The organism is Microbacterium dextranolyticum (genome assembly GCF_016907295.1).
GTDB lineage: Bacteria > Actinomycetota > Actinomycetes > Actinomycetales > Microbacteriaceae > Microbacterium > Microbacterium dextranolyticum.
In genome coordinates this window covers 231,080-248,251 of the sequence record NZ_JAFBBR010000001.1, presented here as the reverse complement: position 1 = coordinate 248,251, position 17,172 = coordinate 231,080, and the positions used below count along the sequence as shown (strand labels likewise).

Here is a 17,172-nt window from a genome sequence, read left to right as displayed (position 1 = left end):
GATGCCTCGTTCCCCCGTCCGTGCCCCACAATCCCCTGCCGCGCCGGGGCGCCTCGGCGGCCTGGAGGCCCCTCGGATGCTCCTCGGATGCCCCTCGAAGGCGCCGAATCGCGGGTCGCGCCGCCTGAGACCCGCACATTGCCGCCTCTGGGCGTCGAGGCATCCGCCGTCGGGACTGACAGCGACGGGGCGCGGTTCAGAGGCGCCGAATTGTGGGGCGCCAGGGGCTGCACCCGCAGATCGGCGCCTCTGAAGCCGAGGCGGCGGCGCGTGGGGTCAGAGGGCGACGGAGGGAGCGACGGAGGCGGCGACGGCGACGATCGGGTCGATCGACTCGTGCTCGCCGATCGAGATCCGCACGCCCGAACCCGGGAAGGCGCGGACGATCAGGCCCGCCTCGTCGAAGGCCGCGGCGACGTCGATCGTGCGCTCGCCCGCGGGCAGCCAGACGAAGTTGCCCTGCGCGTTCGGGACGTCCCAGCCGGCGGCGCGCAGGCGCTCGACGAGAGCGTCGCGCCGGAGTGCGATGTCGCGGACGCGCTCGAGCAGCTCGTCCTCGGCATCCAGGCTCGCGAGCGCCGCCTCTTCGCCGGCGGCGGTGACCGACAGCGGGATGCCGACGCTGCGCGCGGCCGAGAGGATCGCCGGGTCTCCCACGGCGTAGCCGACGCGCAGGCCGGCGAGGCCGTACGCCTTCGAGAACGTGCGCAGCACGACGACGTTCGGATGCCCGGCGGCGAGCACGCTCGCACCGTCGACCGCGTCGGGGTCGGTCGCGAACTCGACATAGGCCTCGTCGAGGACGACGAGCAGGTCGGAGGGGACCCGCGTCAGGAACGCATCGAAACGCTCCTGCGTGACGACGGGTCCGGTCGGATTGTTCGGGCTGCAGACGATCACCATGCGGGTGCGGTCGGTGATCGCCGCCGCCATGGCATCCAGGTCGTGCCCGCCCGCGGCGGCGTTCGGCACCGTGACCGCCGTCGCCCCGGCGATGACCGCGAGGCCCGGGTAGGCCTCGAACGAGCGCCACGAGAAGAGGATCTCGTCACCGGGACCGCTCGTCGCCTGCGCGAGTTGGAACAGGATCGACACCGAACCGGCCGCGATGTGGACGGCGTCGTCGCTCACTCCGAAGCGCTCGGCGAGCCGCGCGCGCAGCCGCGGCGACGACGCGTCGGGGTAGCGGTTGAACGCGATCGCGTTCTGCACCGCGGCGACGACGCTCGGCAGCGGCGGGTACGGGTTCTCGTTGCTGGAGAGCTTGAACGCCTCGGCACCGGCCTGCTTGCCCTGCTTATAGGCGGGCAGAGCGGCGATCTCGGGACGGATGCGGACGGGCGATTCGGTCACGCCCCGAGTTTATGAGGGACGCGGGGACGGGTGCGCGTGACCGGATGCCATTCCCTCCGGCCGGGCACCGTGGAAGACTGGATGGACCATGCGCTTCCTCGTCCGTGTCGCCGTCAACGCCTTCGCGATCTGGGTGGTCACCCTGATCGATTCGCTGCAGGTCGTCGTCACGCCCTTCGCCCCCGGCGAGACGCTCCAGCTCGTGCTGACGCTCCTCGCCGTCGCCGCCGTGTTCGCCCTCGTCAACACGATCATCGGCACGGTCCTCAAGATCGTCGCCTTTCCGCTGTACATCCTGACGCTCGGGCTGATCTCGCTGGTGATCAACGGTCTGCTGCTGTGGATCACCGCCTGGGTGACGCAGTGGTGGGGCTGGGGACTGTCGCTCGGCGACTTCTGGCTCGCGGTGGTCGCCGCCCTCGTGATCTCCCTCATCAACTGGGTGTTCGGCATCATCCTCCGCCCGCAGCGGAGGGACCGACGCTGACCTCCGCCTCCTCGCTGCGGGCCGCCCCGTAGACGACGGCGTCGACCGAGACCGCTGCGGAGAGATCTCCGAGCCGGTCGCGGACACCGTCCATGCGCGGATCACCCGAACGGTCGAGCAGCACCGCGGTATCGCGGTAGGCATCCAGCGCATGCTGACCGATGATTCCCTGCCCGCTGAACGCGGTGCCGGGCGACTCCCGTGATGCGACGAAGCTGCCGACCGCGCCGACCCCTCCGGCGAAGCCCCCCGCCGACAGCGCCGAGACCGGGTCGTCGAGGTGGCGCACCGCGACGCTGAGCGTTCCGTCGCCGACCTCGGCCTGCACCGGATCGCCGAAGGTGATCAGCAACGGCACGTCGTAGACACCCGAGATCGCGGCGTACGAGGCATCCATCGCCCCCTGCGAGTAGCCGACGAGTCCGACCGTGTCGCCCGGCTTCGCGCCGGCATCGGCGAGCGCGCCCGTCAGGGCGTCGAGGGATTCGCCCTGCGAGCGCGTGTAGAGCCCGAGGTTCGAGTCCATGTCCCACACCTCGTCGTCGCGACCGCCGAGAGCCGTGCCGGCGGCGTAGGCGACGTAGCGCCGACCGCCGTCGGGCATGGTGTAGCGCTCGACCCGCACGCGCCCGTCGCCCTGCGGAATCCGGTCGACGGTCTGGGCGAGCGACGTGGGCGCCGTGGTGCGCCCGGCCGAGAGGCGCTGCACGCTCACCGGGTCGGGGTGACCCGTGAGCCGTGTGCCGGACGGCACGGCACCGAGCCCCACAGCGCCGATCACGCCCGTCGCCAGCAGCGCGAGCGCCTCCGCCCCCCACGGCTCCATCGTCCCGGGAACGGTCGGAGCGCGGTACTGGGCGGCGAGGGCCGCCACGGTCTCGGTACGCCACGCGAGCGTCGCGGCCGCCAAGCGCAGCGGCACCGACGGGTCGGCGCTCATGATCGCGATGGCGCGGGAGCGCAGCTGCGCCGCGAGCGCCGTGTCGCCCGCGGACTCGGCGACGGATGCCGCCGACGACAACTCCGCGACGTCGTACGTGTCGGCCATGGAGGAGAGGTCGGACGCCAGCCGCCGGCACCGATCGCCTGCTCCGGCGGCGGCGGTGCTCGGCAGGATCGCCCACGTCGTCGCCCAGACGCCCGCCGCGACGAGAGCGCGGCGGGCCTGTTCGATCGTGTCGCGAACGCCGTCGCACTCCCCCGCGACGATCCGCAGGCGACCTGCAGCGGCACGCAGGGTCTCGGTGTCGACGGCCACGACCCCGCCGCTGCGGATGTCCAGATCCTCGCCCATCTCACCACCACCCCGACAGCGCCAGGGACGCGGCACCGTCCGGTGCCCGGGAAAGGGTGGATGCGGCGGCGGCGAGATCGGCATCCGCCGCGTCGATGAGACGCTCGAGCCGGGCCAGGCTGTCACTCAGCGACGACACGCCCGCCCGATATCCGTCGGTCGCGCGCGCGTGCCAGTCGGTGGCATCCGCCAGCGCTCCGACATCGCCGCGCAACGTCACGGCGTCGTCGCGGGCACGATCGAGCAGCCGCCGAGCGGCGGCGAGAGCGGCGAGTGTCGAAGGGTCGGCGAGGGTCGGCATGATCCGACCCTGCCCCCGTGGAGCGCAGCGATGCGCCCCGAACGACGGATCGGTGGACAGATCGCGCACGAGGCCACCCGGGGAGGGGGCGGTGACCCCGGCGACCGCACCGCACCGGACCGCAATGTCGCCCGCACCTACCCCTTCGGCCCCGACACCGCCAGAATGAGGGAATGCCCCGACGTGCCGAGCCGTTCCGCGTCGCCTTCGTGTGCACCGGGAACATCTGTCGATCGCCGATGGCCGAGATCGTTTTCCGCGGCTTCGCGGAGCGGGCCGGGTTCGGCGCCCTCGTCGCATCGACGAGTTCGGGCACGGGCGATTGGCACGTCGGCGAACGGGCGGATGCCCGCACCATCGACGCTCTGGCGCGCCGCGGCTACGACGGCGCACACCATCGCGCCCGCCAGTTCACGCTCGACGATTTCGACCGCAACGACCTGATCGTCGCGCTGGACCGCTCCCACGAACGCATCCTGACCAGCTGGGCGCGCACGCCCGACGACACCGACAAGCTCGCCCTTCTGCTCTCTTTCGACACGAACGCCGGCGATGTGCTCGACGTGCCCGATCCCTACTACGCGGGGCCGGAGATGTTCGACGAGGTGCTCGCTATGATCGAGAGTGCGAGCCGGGCGCTCTTCCGGCAGCTCGAACCCGCGATCCGCACGACGTCCTGAGCGCCCGATTTTCACCGATCGGAGCCCCGCGCCTTGACCTCTGCCTCTTCCCTGCCGCCGCAGCCCCTCAGCCCGCTCGACGGCCGGTACCGTGCCGCCGTCGCCGGCCTCGCCGACTATCTCTCCGAGGCGGGCCTGAACCGCGCGCGGGTCGAGGTCGAGGTCGAGTGGATCATCACCCTGACCGACCGCGGCCTGTTCGGCTCGACGGCGCTGACGGATGCCCAGAAGGAGAGCCTCCGGGCCCTCTACCGCGACTTCGGGCAGGCCGAGATCGACTGGCTGGCCGCGAAAGAGGCGGTGACCCGTCACGACGTGAAGGCCGTCGAGTACCTGGTGCGCGATCGCTTGTCGACGCTCGGCCTCGGCGCGATCGCCGAACTCACGCACTTCGCGTGCACGAGCGAGGACGTCAACTCCGCGTCGTATGCCCTCACCGTCCAGCGCGCCGTCGAGAACGTCTGGCTGCCGAAGCTGCGCGCCGTGATCGACGCGCTCGGAGACCTCGCGCGAGAGCACCGCGACGCCGCGATGCTCTCGCGCACGCACGGCCAGCCGGCGACCCCGTCGACGATGGGCAAGGAGATCGCGGTCTTCGCGTGGCGGCTCGAGCGCGTCGCCGCGCAGATCGAGAACGGCGAGTACCTCGCGAAGTTCTCCGGTGCCACCGGCACCTGGTCGGCGCACCTCGCCGCCGCCCCCGACGTCGACTGGCCGGCGCTCTCGCGCACGTTCATCGAGGGCCTCGGCATCGACTTCAACGTCCTCACGACGCAGATCGAGTCGCACGACTGGCAGGTGGAGCTCTACGACCGTGCGCGGCACGTCGGTGGCATCCTGCATAACCTCGCCACCGACATCTGGACCTACATCTCGATGGGGTTCTTCGCCCAGATCCCGGTCGCGGGTGCGACCGGCTCGTCGACGATGCCGCACAAGATCAACCCGATCCGGTTCGAGAACGCCGAGGCCAACCTCGAGATCGCCTCAGGGCTCTTCCAGACCCTGGCATCCACCCTCGTCACGAGCCGCATGCAGCGCGACCTCACCGACTCGACGACGCAGCGCAACATCGGCGTCGCGTTCGGGCACTCGCTGCTCGCCCTCGACAACCTGCAGCGCGGGCTGACCGAGATCCTGTTGGCCCGCGACGTGCTGCTGGCCGATCTCGACGCGAACTGGGAGGTGCTGGCCGAGGCGATCCAGACCGTCGTGCGCGCCGAGATCGTCGCCGGCCGTTCGCAGATCACCGACCCGTACGCACTGCTGAAGGACCTCACCCGCGGTCGCCGCGTCGGCCACACCGAGCTCGTCGCCTTCGTCGAGGGACTCGACATCGGCGCCGATGCCAAGGCCCGCCTCATCGCGCTGACGCCGGCGACCTACACGGGCCTCGCCGACGCCCTGGTCGACCAGAGCTGACCATCACCGCCCGGTCGGGCCGCGCGCCGACGCGGTGCGACCGGGCGTGAGCGTCCGTGGGCGCGTGCGCACCTGTGGCGCTCGGCGCTCGGCGCTCGGCAAGAGGCAGCCCGTAGCGGTCAGTGCGAGCCGCCGGATGCCCCCGCGTCGGGCGCCTCGGAGCCGTCGCCCTCGTCGGGCGGAAGCAGCACGGCACGGTCGACGGGGCGCGACACCTGCGCGGGGTCGACCGCGAGCATGAGCAGCGCGATGATCACGAGCGTCGCGATGAACGCGATCCCCGCGACGACCAGCGAGACCACGACGACCTTCATCCGTTCGGCGCCGTCGAGGTCTTGGAAGAAGCCCATCGACATGAGAGTGATGATGCCGGCGAAGGCGGCCGCGGCGAACCCGAACCCGAGCAGCTGGACGGGCTTCATGAGATCGCGGCGGGTGGGGCGATGATCGCTCATGCGGTCTCTCCTGCGGGGTGCGTCGGGGTGTTGTCGGCGCGAGCCGCGTCGACACGGTCAGGGCTCTGCGCGGAGCCGTCGGCGACCGACGGGACGGACGCCTCCCGACGCGGTGAGAAGCCGGCGATGCCGAGGAAGACCGCCACGATCGCCGCGTAGCCGCCGAAGAGGCCGACGCCGATCGTGATGCCGGTGAGGGTGAAAGCGTGGGGTCCCGCCTCGCGGATGACGTACTCGAGGCTGTAGCCCGGGTTGACCAGCAGCAGGCCCACGCCGAGGGCGATCGTGACGGCCCCGATGAGGATGGCGTCGCGCGCGAACGGGTCGCGCCCGCGCCGCGCCCGCAGGCCGGTGACGAGTTCCACGATGCCCGTGACGAAGGCCCAGACGATCACCGCGACGAAGAACAGCGTCGTGGTCCGCAGCGGCGGGATGCCCGTGAGCATCCCCGCGACGAGGGTGAGGGCACCGAGCAGCACCACCGGTCCGCGCGAGCCGGAGGGGTAGACGAGCCACGCGGCGACGAGCAGGACGAGGGCGGTGGCGATCGCGTATCCGCTGAAGACCGCGAGTCCGACGGCCGCGGAGTGATCGGCCGTGAACGTGATCATGATCGCCGCCATGGCCGCCAGCACTGCGCGCGCAAGCTGAAGATGGCGCACCTCGAAGGTGCGGGACGTCGCGTCGGTCACGTGGGGCTCATCCGGGCTGGGAAAAATCGGGACCCTCCCAGTCTAAGTCGTCGCCCCGAACGCTCCGCCGCCTCGAACCTCAGGAGACCGCGCGGCGCACCAGTGCGCGCAGGCGTTCGATCACGCCATCCGTCACCTCGACCACGGCGAAGGACACCGGCCACATCGCGTCGTCGTCGAGCCGCGCATGCTCCGTGAAGCTCACGGTGGGGTAGCGGGTGTCGAACTTCGACGCAGGCTGGACGAACACGACCACCTTGCCGTCGGTCGCGTACGCCGGGAAGCCGTAGAAGGTCTTCGGGTCGAGCGCGGGTGCCTCGTCGGAGACGATCCGATGCACGGCCCGGGCGAGTTCGCCGTCGATGCCGGTCAGAGCCTCGATCGCCTCACCGCACGCCTCGAGCTCTTTCGCGAGCCGGGCCGCGCCCTTCAGCCCCTTGGTCGATCGCAGCTCTTCGGCACGCTGTGCCATCGCGGCGCGCTCGTCGGCGCTGAAGCCGCTGTGCGTCTCGGTCATCGTCGTCCGCCTTCCTCGTTCCCTGTCGTCGCGTCGGCCGCTCGGATCGCCTCGACGGCCAGCAGCACCGCGAGCGTGCGCTCCTGGTCGGGCGATGCATCGGCCTCGCCGCGGACGAGCTCGGCGAACCGGGCCGCTTCGTACCGCATGTTGTTCTCGGCCCCGTCCACGCGGTACGTCTGCGCCTCGGCGCCCCGCAGCGCCACGACGACCTCGCGGGGTGCGGTGATCTCGTCGATCTCGATCGTGCCGAGCTCGCCCTGGATCTCGTTCGGTCGACGCGAGACGCCGATCTTCGAGAAGGAGACCTGTGCGACGTGATCGGGGTAAGAGAGCACGGCGGCGCCCGCGCCGTCGGCGCCGGTCGCAACCGTGACGGTCGATCCGGTGATCGACGAGGGCGCACCGAAGAGATGGATGAGCGCGCTCAGCGGGTAGACGCCCAGGTCGAACAGTGCCCCGCCCGCGAGCGCCGGGTCGAAGATGTTCGGGGTCTCGCCGCGCAGCACGAGGTCGTAGCGCGCCGAGTACTGCGACTGTCCGAACGAGACGAGACGCACCCGGCCGATCTGCGGCAGCAGGTCGGCGACGAGAGCCATCCCCGGATCGTAGACGTTGCGCATGCCCTCGAACACCACGACGCCCCGCGCCCGGGCGGCCGCGACGAGGTCGGCGAATTCGGCCGCGGTGGGGGTCGCGGGCTTCTCGAGGAACACGTGCACACCCGCGGCGATCGCGGCGTGCGCCTGCGCGGCGTGGGCGCCGTTGGGCGAGCCGATGTAGACGGCGTCGACCGTGCCCGAGCGCAGCAGGCTCTCGAGATCGTCGGTCGCGTTCGCGACGCCGAGGCGGTCGGCGAAGGCGCGACCGCGCTCGATGTCGCGCGAGAAGACGACGTCGATGCGGATGCCCTCGGTTGCGGCCACCGCTGCGGCGAACCGCTCGGTGATGGTGCTCGTCCCGATGGTGGCGAGTCTGATCATGTCGTCCGTTCGAGGAGTGGTCGCGCGCGGGCGGCGGGCGGGGTCAGGCATCCCCCTGCAAGAAGGCGATGCCCTCCTGCCGGAACACCCGCGATCCGGGGGCGTTGAAGTGGTGCCGGTCGGGGATCTCCACGAAACGACCCTGCGGACAGGCCTCGGCGAGTGCGCGCGAGCCCTCGATGATCGCGTCGAGGGTTCCGGTCGCGAAGAGCACGGGCTGCTCCGGCGCGTGCGTGGGATCGGGGTCGATGGTCTTCGACTCGCGCATGCCGTTCGCGATCGCGAGCAGCGCACGCAGATCGTTCCCCGGAACGCGCTCGGTCAGCTGGATGTAGTTCTGCGTCACGCGGTCCTCGACCGGCGTGCCGTGCTCGATGAGCGCCTGCACCTGGCCGATGTCGAGTCTCGCGAGCGGGATGCCGTCGGGCACACCGCCGAGGACGGCGCGAGGGATCCGTCCGGCGATGTCCTGCAGCACCTCCCACCCGACGCGAGCACCCAGGGAGTAGCCGACGTAGACGGCGTCGTCGACGAGATAGGTGTCGAGCACCGTCTCGACGTCGCGGGCCATCTGACGGAGGTCGTAGTCGCTCGAGTTGTGCGGCTTGTCGCTCGCACCGTGCCCGCGCTGATCGATTCCGATCACCCGGAATCCGCTGCGCAGCAGATCGCGCACCCACCCGGTGGCGACCCAGTTGTCTTTGGTGCTCGACGCGAACCCGTGCACGACGACGGCGACCGGGTCGCTCTCATCGCCCCACGAATACGTCGCGATGCGCAGGCCGTCGCCGACCATGATGAACTGCGGATCGGGCATCTCCGTGAGCCCGGCGACGGCGGGTGCCGTGGCGGCGTCAGTCGACGACACGGATCTCCTTCCAGAAGGCGACATAGTCCGAGAAGTCCGCACCGACCCGTTCGATGCCCGAGGCATACGGGTGCGGGTAGCTCCACGCCCGATCGGCGAGCTCGGTGCCGTCGACCGTCACGGTGAAGTACTGGCACTCCCCCTTCCAGGGGCACGTGTACGGAGTCGGACTGTCGCGAAGGTACTCGCGTCGCACACTCGACGGCGGGAAGTACCAGTTCCCCTCGATCGAGATGAGCTCTTCGCGCGGAGCCTCCGCGATCACGGTGTCATCCAGTACGGCTTTCACGATCGTCTCCTCGTCCACGGACCGCTCAGCGACGCCGAGCGACCAGGCCAGGCTACTCCGGGTGCCGACCTCGGGGGCCCTCCCCCGCGCTCCGATGCGAGCGCTCGGTACTCGGCGCGGCACCCTGGCCGGTGCTCGGCGCGGTGCCCTGGCGGGTGCTCGGTGCACGCCGTGTGGCATCCTTCGCCCGGCGGCGCGAACGCCACGCCGGCCCGGACTCGCCGCGGTCGGCCACCACGCCGATGGGGGCGGTGACGACGGCATCCACCACCATCGACCCGTCCGTCGGTCCGATGACCGGGATCGCGGTCGTTGAGGTCACCTCGAGCGGATCGACCGGCATGCGCTCGAGCGCGCGATGCGCCCGGATGTACGCGGGCACGAGGATCAGGCAGGCGCCGACCCAGGCGAGCGGGTTCGACCAGACGACACCGGCGAAGCCCCAGAGGTGGCCGAGCACGACCGCCGCACCGACGCGCATGACGAGCTCGACGATGCCGGTCACGGTCGGGATCACCGTCGACCCCAGGCCCTGCAGCGTGCCGCGCAGGATGAACAGGACGGCGAGCGCCACGTAGCTGGCGCCGTTGATGAGCAGCATGAACGCCGCGAGGTCGACCACCTCGGGCGCGCCGTCGCCGACGAACAGGCGCACGAGCGTCGCGCCGCAGGTGATCAGCAGGACGCCGAGGACGACCGCGGATGCCACGGCGAGAACGAGTCCCTGCACGACGCCCCGCCGGATGCGGTCGGGTCGGCGGGCGCCGAGATTCTGCGCCGCGTACATCGAGGCGGCGAGCCCGAGCGACTGCAGCAGGGCGACCGCGAGGCCGTCGACCCGCGAGGCCGCGGTGTAGGCGGCCACGGCATCCGCACCGAGCGTGTTCAGGGCGACCTGCACGGCGAGCGCGCCGATCGCGATGATCGAGGCCTGGAAGCCCATCGGCAGGCCGAGACGCAGGTGCTCGGCGAGGTCGGCACGGGACACACGCCAGTCGGCGCGGCGCACGTGCAGCACGGGTACCCGGCGACGCACGTACTCGAGGCACAGCAGCACCGACACGGCCTGCGCGACGACGGTCGCGAGTGCCGCTCCGGCCACGCCCCAGCCGAGGGGGCCGACCATCACGATGACGAGGCCGACGTTGAGTGCGCAGGCGATCGTGAGGAACACCAGCGGCGTCTTCGAGTCGCCGATCGCGCGGATGATCGAGGCGAGGTAGTTGAACGCCATGATCGCGGCCGTGCCGAGAAAGCTGATCTGGGCGAACACCGTCGCCTGCTCGATGAGCGCGGCCGGCGTCTGCATCAGCACGAGAGCCGGGTGCACGAGCAGGGGCGCGGCGACCGTGAGGATCACGGTGGTCAGGGCGGTCAGCACCGTGCCAGTAGCGACCGATCGGCGCACCGCTGCGACGTCCCGTGCCCCGAACGCCTGGGCCGTCGGGATCGCGAATCCGCTCGTCAGACCCCAGGCGAACCCGAGCAGCAGGAACAGCAGCCCGCCGGTCGCGCCGACCGCGGCGAGCGCATCGACGCCGAGGTGACGACCGACCACGATCGCGTCGACGAACTGGTAGAGCTGCTGAACGACGTTGCCGATCAGCAGGGGCACCGAGAACGCGAGGATCACGCGCCACGGGCTGCCGGTGGTGAGGGTGCGGGACATGGTTGCTCTGGGGAGGACGACGAACGGCGCCCCGATCGGAGCGCCACGCCCTCACCCTATCGAATCGATTCGACGCATCGCAAGTCGCGCCGTGTGCGTGCCTGCGCGTGCGATCGCGCACCGGCACCCTGCGCGTGCGCCTGCTGTCGCGCAGCGGCCGCGGGGCGCGGGGCGTCGCGCCGAGACCGTGATCGCGCGTCGAGACCCCGGGTACGAGTCACGGTCTCGACGCGAAACCTCGGTTTCGGCGCGGCCGGTACTGTGGCACGCATGTCCGTAGGTCTCCTCGCCGTCGTCGACGACATCCTGAGCGCCGCACTCAAGGCATCCGCCAAGTCCGCCGGCGTCGTGATCGACGACGCGGCGGTCACGCCCCAGTACGTGCAGGGGCTGAGCCCCGCGCGCGAGCTGCCGGTCGTCGGGCGGATTGCGCTGGGGTCGCTCGCGAACAAATTCCTGATCATCATCCCGGTGGCGATGCTTCTCACGGCCTTCGCGCCGTGGGTGCTGCCCTGGCTGCTGATCGTCGGCGGCGCGTACCTCTGCTTCGAGGGCGCCGAAAAGGTGCTGGAGTGGTTCGGCTTCCACCACGGCGGGGAGGAGGACGAGGGCGGACGCGACGAGAAGCGCCTCGTCCTGGGCGCGGTGCGCACCGACCTCATCCTGTCGACCGAGATCATGCTGATCGGACTGTCGAACATCGATGAAGGTCTGGACTTCTGGCCGCGGCTGGCCGTGCTCGCCGTGATCGCCCTCGCGATGACCGGTGTCGTCTACGGCGCGGTCGCCCTCCTGGTGAAGATCGACGACATCGGGCTGCGGATGGCGAAGAATCCGTCGGCGCGGGTGCGCCACACCGGCATGCGGATCGTGCGGTCGATGCCGGCGGTGTTCCGGGTGATCTCGATCATCGGCACGGTCGCGATGCTGTGGGTCGGCGGGCACCTCGTGCTGGCGAACCTCGGCGAGGTCGGATGGCACGCGCCCCTGGACCTGCTGCACGCCGTCGAGCACGCGCTCGAGCCCGCCGGAGCCGTGGTCGTCTGGCTCGGCGAGACAGCCGTCTCCGCTGTCGCCGGGCTCGCCCTGGGGCTCGTGATCGTGGGGATCACGCTCGTGATCGGCAAGGCCTTCGGCAAGAGCCTCAGCTTCAACGAGGGCCATCGGGCGCCCGTCGCGGTCGCTGAGCCGCACGACGAGACCGACTGACCCCCGGCATCCGTCCGCGCGCGGCTCACGGAATCCATCCCTCACGCTCTCGCCAGGCAGACCCTTCGCGCGCCGGTTCGGGGTCTCGTGTGGTCGCTCACCTCTACGGCCAGCGACCCCTCGCGACCCCGAAGTCATCACCACCAGGCCACACGCGACCCGAAACCGCGCCAACCGGGCACGGGCACGGCACGGGGGCACGCGACCGCGTGAACGTGCGGGACCTCAGTCGAGGGTGAGGCGGATGCCCCCGTCGCCGTCGTCCTGGACATGGATGGCCGTGGCATCCGGCACCGTCCAGGTCGGGCCGGCGGCTGCGGCGTGCGGTCCGATGCCGATCACGCGCATGCCCGCAGCGAGGCCGGCGGCGATGCCGTTGGCCGAGTCCTCGACGACGATCGCGTCCGCGGGCTCGACTCCGAGTCGACGGGCGGCGGCGAGGAACCCCTCGGGGTCGGGCTTGCTGCGCACGACGTCCTCGGCGGTGACGGCGACGGCGGGCATGCGGATGCCGGCGGCCTCCATCCTCGCGTCGGCCAGCGCCCGGGTCGCCGAGGTCACCAGGGCGTGCGGCAGCGTCTTGAGTCCCTCGAGCAGGGCCCCCGCTCCGGCGATCGCCACGACGCCCTCGGTCTGAGCGGTCTCGGCGGCGAGCAGCTCACGGTTCTCGGCGATAGTGACCTCGGGCGGCCGGTCCGGCAGCAGCAGAGCCATCGACTCCTGGCCCTGGCGCCCGTGGATGATCGAGAGCGTGTACGCCGGATCGATGCCGTGGTCGATCGACCACTGCGTCCAGAGCCGCTCGACGACGGCGTGCGAGTCGACGAGCGTCCCGTCCATGTCGAGCAGCAGCGCGGATGACCGCGCGAGGCGTCGCGTGACGACGGAGGGAACCCGGAGCACCTCCCACCCGCCGCCGATCGGCGGGATGTGCCATCCCGCCCGCAGCGAACCGTCCGCCTCGCGGATCACGATCACCCGGTGCGGCGACGTGGTGTCGACGACGTGGACGAGGACGGAGCCGTCGGAGCGCTGCTCACCTCGAGCGGCCAGTCGCAGGTCATCCGCCGCCGGGTCGGCGACGGCTTCGGGCCTCGAGCTGGGTGCTGAGAGCGCATCGCCGCGCGAGAGCCGGGCTGCGGTCCAGGCATCCGACACCGGCAGCGTGCCGACGCCCGGCAGCGCTAGCGTCCAGCCATCGCCCGCATCGCTGAGCATGAGGCCGTCGGCCTCGAAGGATGCCTCGGTCATGATCGTCAGGCGCTCGCGAGACGACCAGGTGTCGGGCGCCGGATCGCCGGCGGCTGGCAGCTCAGAGGCATATATGCCCTCCGAGGCATCCGCCGCCTCGCCGGCGACCGATGCGACTCCGACGGCGTCGACGAAGGCCCAGAACGCCCGCAGGGTGGCCTGGGTGTCGAGCGTCGCCCCCTGATAGGCGATCGTGAGATCGAGCTCGGGGACCACCAGGGCGAACTGCCCGGCGGCTCCGTCGAGGCGGAAGCCGTGGCGGCTGCGCCACACCTGGTAGCCATATCCGAGGGCCCAATCGTTCACCTCGCCGGCGGCGGCAACGGGTCCGTCGAAGGCCGCGGTGTTCGACCACGGCCGAGTCATCTCCTCGATGAACCAGTCGGAGGCGACCTGGGTGCCACGGAAGACACCACCGGCGCCGAGCATCGTCGCGGTTCGGGTGAGGTCGTCGACGGTGAGGTGGAACCCCGACGCCCCGGTCTGTATGCCATCGACGGAATCCATCCATCGCTCGCCGATTCCGAGGGGGTCGAGAAGCCGCGGGCGCAGATAGTCGGTCATTCTCTCGCCGGTGACGGCCGTGACGATGGCGGAGAGCGCGTGGCTGGCCGGAGAGTTGTAGGCGAAGAACGTTCCCGGCGCATGCGACGGCCCGGTGGCGAGCAGTCGCGCGGGGTCCATGCCGATCGCCTCGATCTGCGCACCCGTGTGGCCGGTGTTCATCGTCAGCAGGTGACGCACCGTGATCCCGTGCGGATCCGGCAGGCCCAGCAGCATGCCCGCCGAGTCGTCGAGTCTCAGCCGTCGCTCGTCGGCGAGGTAGCCGATCGCGAGGGCCGTGTAGGTCTTGGACGCCGAGTAGACGAGCGCGGGGCGGTCGAGCGCGTACGGCGCCCAGGCCGTCTCGAAGGCGACATCACCGCCGCGCGCGATGAGCAGCGCATGCGGGTCGAGGCTTTCTTCGGCGAGCCGATCGGCGAGCGCGAGCAGTGCGGCCTGCGGGATGCCGAGCGCAGCGGGATCGCGCCGCATGAGCGGGGAGCGCGGACGGGGGCGGGGGGACTGCGGCGAGGGAGTCATCTCCTCCAGCCTAGGTTTGCGAGGCTTCGGCGGGGCCGACGACCTCCGACAGGCACCGACAGGAGCCGGCGCGGGTGACGCGTCGCGGGCCGGTGATAGCGTGCCAGGGTGTCCGACGATCTCGATTCCCCCACCGACGGCATCACCGCAAAGGGTCCGACGGCTCCCGCTTCCCCGTCCTCGGGCGAGCGCGAGATCCACGTCTCGGCAGCGCGCATCCTGGACGCATCGGGGCGCCTCCTGCTCGTCCGCAAGGCCGGGACGACGGCGTTCATGCAGCCCGGGGGCAAGCCCGAGCCCGGCGAGACGCCCCTGCAGACTCTCGTGCGTGAGTTGCACGAGGAGCTCGGTCTGCGCATCGACCCGGATACGGCGGAACCGCTCGGGCGTTACCGTGCAGCAGCCGCCAACGAGGCGGGCTTCGCTGTCGTCGCCGACGTGTTCCGCGTCGACATCGGTGACCAGGAGCCCGTGATCGACGCCGAGATCGAAGAGCTCCGCTGGGTGACTCGCGCCGAGGCGTCCGACCTCGAGGTCGCCCCGCTCGCGGCGACGTACTTCCTGCCCGAGCGCTGATGCACCGGATCGGGCCACCGAGCGCTGAGCCGCGGGATCAGGCCCGCCGAGCGCTCACCAGGCGCCCTTGCGGTAGTCCTTGAGGAAGATGCCGAAGAGGTCTTCGCCGGCCTCGCCTCGGACGACCGGGTCGTACACGCGCGCGGCACCGTCGACGAGGTCGAGCGGTGCGTGGAACCCCTCTTCCGCGAGTCGGACCTTCGTGTAGTGCGGGCGCTCGTCGGTGATCCAGCCGGTGTCGACGGCCGTCATCAGGATGCGGTCGGTCTCGAACATCTCGCGGGCGCTCGTGCGGGTGAGCATGTTCAGCGCGGCCTTGGCCATGTTGGTGTGCGGATGCCCGGGCCCCTTGTACCCGCGACCGAAGACCCCCTCCATCGCGGATACGTTGACGATGTACTTCCGCCGCGCAGGCGACGCCGCCATCGCGGGGCGCAGGCGTGAGACGAGCAAGAACGGCGCCGTCATGTTGGCCAGCTGCACCTCGAGCATCTCGAGCGGCTCGACCTGGTCGACCGATTGCGTCCAGCTGTTGATGTGGTTCTCGTCGGGCACGAGACCGCCGGCGTCGATCGCGGTGCCCGCGGCGAGCCGCTCGAGCGACGATGACCCGGCGGCCATGGCCTCGGCCGTCAGCTCGTCGGCCGTCCGTGCGGCCGCGGCGAGGATCGGATGGCTCGACACCGACTGCGCCAGGGCCAGCGGGTGGGCGTCGTTCGTGTGACCGAACGTGAGCAGCTCGGGGAGCGGCCCGTTCGGCAGCGGAGCGAGCTCGGCGTCGACGAGCGGCTTGTAGGCGCCGGCAGAGCGGCGGACCGTCTGGGCGGCGTTGTTGATGAGGATGTCGAGGGGACCGTCGGCGGCCACGGCATCCGCGAGCCCGATCACCTGCGCGGGGTCGCGCAGGTCGATGCCGACGATCTTGAGGCGGTGGATCCAGTCCGCGCTGTCGGGCAGAGCCGAGAACCGTCGCACCGCGTCGCGGGGGAACCGGGTCGTGATCGTGGTGTGCGCCCCGTCGCGCAGCAGTCGCAGCGCGATGTACATGCCGATCTTGGCACGTCCTCCGGTGAGCAGTGCCCGCCGACCGGTGAGGTCGGTGCGCGCGTCGCGCTTGGCGTGACTCATCGCCGCGCAGTCGGGGCACAGCTGGTGGTAGAACGCGTCGACGGTCGTGTAGAGCTCTTTGCAGATGTAGCAGGCGCGCGGCTTGATGAGCTCGCCGGCGGTCGGCGCGGCGGTGCGCGCAGCGAGCGGGATGCCTCGGGTCTCGTCGTCGATGCGGTCCGGTGCTCCGGTGGCGGTCGCGGCGACGACCGCCCGGTCGGCGTCGGCGATGCGCTGCCGCTTCTCCCGGCGGGACTGCCGCTTCACGTCCTTGTAGAGCTTGCCGGTCTGCCGGCGGAGGGCGATGTAGGCCGGATCGTCGTGGTCGAGGTCGGCGGCCGCCGCGATGACGCGGAGCGCGATCTCGAGGTCGGTGGGGTCGATCGAGACGGCGGCATCGGCGGGTGCGTCGATACCGAACGAGCGCGACGAGGCGGGCTCCGGGCCGTCGGAAGCGGGGTCGGGCGTGGTTTCGAGCACAGGAGAGTGTACCGAGCGGGCCTGGACGGATGCCGGTGACGTACGCTCGTGCCGTGGTGGAGTCAGCGCGGTTCGAACTCGACGGTCGGCGGGTCACCGGCATCGCATCGTTCTACGACGAGCTCAATCGCGCGCTCATGCCGAACGAGGAATGGACGCTCGGCGCCAGCCTCGACGCCCTCGACGATCTCCTCTACGGCGGCATCGGCGAACTCGCCGAGGTGACGTCGCCGATCATCGTGATGAGGCATCACGAGCGGGTGCGAGAGGCCCTCGGCGTCGCCGCGACCCGCGCCTACTATCTGCAGAAGCTCTCGCACCCCGAGGTGTTCCACGTGGAACGCTTCCGCCGCCAGCTCGCCGAACTCGATGCCGGCCGAGGGCCGACGTACTTCGACACGGTGTGCGAGGTCTTCGCCGGACATCCGAACGTGCGCCTCGTCCTGGACTGAGCGC

The 17,172-nt window shown here is 71.0% G+C and carries 18 protein-coding genes; 6 read left to right on the top strand and 12 right to left on the bottom strand.

Annotation, left to right across the window (positions count from 1 at the left end; translation table 11 throughout):
• Positions 1-276 precede the first annotated feature (276 nt).
• The gene (locus tag JOE64_RS01065; protein WP_204962520.1) at positions 277-1,353 is read right to left on the bottom strand and encodes a histidinol-phosphate transaminase; all 1,077 of its coding nucleotides are present in this window, start codon (positions 1,351-1,353) and stop codon (positions 277-279) included.
• Positions 1,354-1,441: 88 nt separating this feature from the next.
• Between JOE64_RS01065 and JOE64_RS01060 the strand changes: the two genes are divergently transcribed.
• Positions 1,442-1,840, top strand: coding sequence for a phage holin family protein (locus JOE64_RS01060; RefSeq protein WP_204962519.1), 399 nt, complete (start codon positions 1,442-1,444; stop codon positions 1,838-1,840).
• On the opposite strand, the gene JOE64_RS01055 is transcribed toward JOE64_RS01060, so the two are convergent.
• Positions 1,806-3,134, bottom strand: a complete 1,329-nt coding sequence (locus tag JOE64_RS01055; protein ID WP_204962518.1) for a hypothetical protein — start codon at positions 3,132-3,134, stop codon at positions 1,806-1,808. The two genes, JOE64_RS01060 and JOE64_RS01055, sit on opposite strands and share 35 nt — an antisense overlap.
• 1 nt (position 3,135) lies before the next feature.
• Positions 3,136-3,435, bottom strand: a complete 300-nt coding sequence (locus tag JOE64_RS01050) for a hypothetical protein (RefSeq protein WP_204962517.1) — start codon at positions 3,433-3,435, stop codon at positions 3,136-3,138.
• Positions 3,436-3,608: 173 nt separating this feature from the next.
• Here JOE64_RS01050 and JOE64_RS01045 point away from each other — a divergent pair, with 173 nt between their 5' ends.
• A complete protein-coding gene (locus tag JOE64_RS01045; RefSeq protein ID WP_204962516.1) occupies positions 3,609-4,115 on the top strand; it encodes a low molecular weight protein-tyrosine-phosphatase in 507 nt (168 codons plus the stop codon).
• A gap of 33 nt (positions 4,116-4,148) precedes the next feature.
• Complete coding sequence (purB, locus tag JOE64_RS01040; RefSeq protein ID WP_204962515.1) at positions 4,149-5,537, top strand: adenylosuccinate lyase; 1,389 nt, start codon at positions 4,149-4,151, stop codon at positions 5,535-5,537.
• Positions 5,538-5,656: 119 nt separating this feature from the next.
• Here purB and JOE64_RS01035 read toward each other — a convergent pair whose 3' ends face one another.
• The 7 genes from JOE64_RS01035 to JOE64_RS01005 form a co-directional block, all read right to left on the bottom strand.
• On the bottom strand, positions 5,657-5,992 hold the full coding sequence (locus JOE64_RS01035; protein WP_204962514.1) for an amino acid transporter: 336 nt from the start codon (positions 5,990-5,992) through the stop codon (positions 5,657-5,659).
• A complete protein-coding gene (locus tag JOE64_RS01030) occupies positions 5,989-6,684 on the bottom strand; it encodes an acyl-CoA synthetase (protein ID WP_204962513.1) in 696 nt (231 codons plus the stop codon). Before JOE64_RS01030 ends, JOE64_RS01035 begins: the two co-directional genes overlap by 4 nt.
• A gap of 79 nt (positions 6,685-6,763) precedes the next feature.
• Complete coding sequence (locus JOE64_RS01025; protein WP_204962512.1) at positions 6,764-7,201, bottom strand: hypothetical protein; 438 nt, start codon at positions 7,199-7,201, stop codon at positions 6,764-6,766.
• A complete protein-coding gene (locus JOE64_RS01020) occupies positions 7,198-8,184 on the bottom strand; it encodes a Gfo/Idh/MocA family protein (protein WP_204962511.1) in 987 nt (328 codons plus the stop codon). Before JOE64_RS01020 ends, JOE64_RS01025 begins: the two co-directional genes overlap by 4 nt.
• Positions 8,185-8,227: 43 nt before the next feature.
• Positions 8,228-9,001, bottom strand: coding sequence for an alpha/beta fold hydrolase (locus JOE64_RS01015; protein ID WP_204964890.1), 774 nt, complete (start codon positions 8,999-9,001; stop codon positions 8,228-8,230).
• A 37-nt stretch (positions 9,002-9,038) separates the two neighbouring features.
• On the bottom strand, positions 9,039-9,341 hold the full coding sequence (locus JOE64_RS01010; protein WP_204962510.1) for a DUF427 domain-containing protein: 303 nt from the start codon (positions 9,339-9,341) through the stop codon (positions 9,039-9,041).
• Positions 9,342-9,393: 52 nt separating this feature from the next.
• Positions 9,394-11,010 carry an MATE family efflux transporter gene (locus JOE64_RS01005; RefSeq protein WP_204962509.1) on the bottom strand — a complete coding sequence of 539 codons (1,617 nt, stop codon included), beginning with the start codon at positions 11,008-11,010 and terminating at the stop codon, positions 9,394-9,396.
• Positions 11,011-11,280: 270 nt separating this feature from the next.
• Here JOE64_RS01005 and JOE64_RS01000 point away from each other — a divergent pair, with 270 nt between their 5' ends.
• Positions 11,281-12,219 (top strand): DUF808 domain-containing protein, encoded by a 939-nt coding sequence (locus JOE64_RS01000; protein WP_204962508.1) that lies wholly within the window; start codon positions 11,281-11,283, stop codon positions 12,217-12,219.
• 225 nt (positions 12,220-12,444) lie between these two features.
• Here JOE64_RS01000 and JOE64_RS00995 read toward each other — a convergent pair whose 3' ends face one another.
• A complete protein-coding gene (locus JOE64_RS00995) occupies positions 12,445-14,553 on the bottom strand; it encodes an HAD-IA family hydrolase (RefSeq protein WP_204962507.1) in 2,109 nt (702 codons plus the stop codon).
• A gap of 141 nt (positions 14,554-14,694) precedes the next feature.
• Here JOE64_RS00995 and JOE64_RS00990 point away from each other — a divergent pair, with 141 nt between their 5' ends.
• Entirely contained in the window at positions 14,695-15,129 is a 435-nt protein-coding gene (locus tag JOE64_RS00990; RefSeq protein WP_204964889.1) for an NUDIX hydrolase, read from the top strand.
• Positions 15,130-15,183: 54 nt separating this feature from the next.
• Here JOE64_RS00990 and JOE64_RS00985 read toward each other — a convergent pair whose 3' ends face one another.
• The gene (locus tag JOE64_RS00985; protein WP_372432876.1) at positions 15,184-16,716 is read right to left on the bottom strand and encodes an SDR family NAD(P)-dependent oxidoreductase; all 1,533 of its coding nucleotides are present in this window, start codon (positions 16,714-16,716) and stop codon (positions 15,184-15,186) included.
• Between the two features lie 53 nt (positions 16,717-16,769).
• On the opposite strand from JOE64_RS00985, the gene JOE64_RS00980 reads away from it, so the two are divergent.
• Positions 16,770-17,168 carry a barstar family protein gene (locus tag JOE64_RS00980; RefSeq protein ID WP_271202409.1) on the top strand — a complete coding sequence of 133 codons (399 nt, stop codon included), beginning with the start codon at positions 16,770-16,772 and terminating at the stop codon, positions 17,166-17,168.
• The last annotated feature ends 4 nt before the right edge of the window (positions 17,169-17,172 follow it).

Bases quoted from the DNA above. Each gene is read 5' to 3' on its own strand.
- JOE64_RS01060 (WP_204962519.1), top strand. From the start codon at position 1,442: ATGCGCTTCCTCGTCCGTGTCGCCGTCAACGCCTTCGCGATCTGGGTG.
- JOE64_RS01005 (WP_204962509.1), bottom strand. From the start codon at position 11,010: ATGTCCCGCACCCTCACCACCGGCAGCCCGTGGCGCGTGATCCTCGCG.
- JOE64_RS01020 (WP_204962511.1), bottom strand. From the start codon at position 8,184: ATGATCAGACTCGCCACCATCGGGACGAGCACCATCACCGAGCGGTTC.
- JOE64_RS01050 (WP_204962517.1), bottom strand. From the start codon at position 3,435: ATGCCGACCCTCGCCGACCCTTCGACACTCGCCGCTCTCGCCGCCGCT.
- JOE64_RS01035 (WP_204962514.1), bottom strand. From the start codon at position 5,992: ATGAGCGATCATCGCCCCACCCGCCGCGATCTCATGAAGCCCGTCCAG.
- JOE64_RS01045 (WP_204962516.1), top strand. From the start codon at position 3,609: ATGCCCCGACGTGCCGAGCCGTTCCGCGTCGCCTTCGTGTGCACCGGG.
- JOE64_RS00995 (WP_204962507.1), bottom strand. From the start codon at position 14,553: ATGACTCCCTCGCCGCAGTCCCCCCGCCCCCGTCCGCGCTCCCCGCTC.
- JOE64_RS01055 (WP_204962518.1), bottom strand. From the start codon at position 3,134: ATGGGCGAGGATCTGGACATCCGCAGCGGCGGGGTCGTGGCCGTCGAC.
- JOE64_RS01025 (WP_204962512.1), bottom strand. From the start codon at position 7,201: ATGACCGAGACGCACAGCGGCTTCAGCGCCGACGAGCGCGCCGCGATG.
- JOE64_RS01015 (WP_204964890.1), bottom strand. From the start codon at position 9,001: ATGCCCGATCCGCAGTTCATCATGGTCGGCGACGGCCTGCGCATCGCG.
- JOE64_RS01000 (WP_204962508.1), top strand. From the start codon at position 11,281: ATGTCCGTAGGTCTCCTCGCCGTCGTCGACGACATCCTGAGCGCCGCA.